Annotated in this window: 1 pseudogene; it reads right to left on the reverse strand. The window is 61.5% G+C overall.

The window, feature by feature from the left end:
* A pseudogene (locus EN991_RS39120) lies at nucleotides 1–464 on the reverse strand (endonuclease III); the annotation flags it as partial.
* Between the last annotated feature and the right edge of the window lie 79 nt (nucleotides 465–543).

A 543-nucleotide genomic window follows, 5' to 3' on the forward strand; every position in this document is an offset into this window, starting at 1 on the left:
ACCCCGGGCAGCTTGACCAATTCATCTCGATTATCGGGTACCTCGCCGCCATGGTCGCGGATCAGCGCCTGCGACAGCGCAATCAAATTCTTCGCCTTGTTGCGCCACAGCCCGATGGTGCGGATATATTCGCCGACCCTTGCTTCCCCCAGCGCCAGCATCTTGTGCGGCGTATCGGCGGCCCTGAACAGCGCCCGCGTCGCCTTGTTGACGCCTACATCCGTCGCTTGCGCCGACAGCACCACCGCGACCAGCAGCGTGAAGGCGTTGACATGTTCGAGCTCGCCCTTCGGCTCGGGCCGCTGGACGGAAAAGCGCCGGAATATCTCTTTCACTTCGGCCGGGCTGTAGCGTAACGCGCTTCGCGCCGGCCGCGGGCGCGGCTTTGCGTTCGAACCATCGCGTCGTGCGGGCAACGGCTCTTTTTTGGACAGGGAAGAATCTTTGGACTTGGGGCTTGCCATTTCCCTCCTATAATATCCCCTCATGAGCGACACAAACGCCTCGTTTCAGGCCGACGAGCCATTCTTTCAGGCGCTACTG

Origin of the sequence: Mesorhizobium sp. M7A.F.Ca.US.005.03.2.1, assembly GCF_003997795.1 — a bacterium.
Classification (GTDB): Bacteria; Pseudomonadota; Alphaproteobacteria; order Rhizobiales; family Rhizobiaceae; genus Mesorhizobium; species Mesorhizobium ciceri.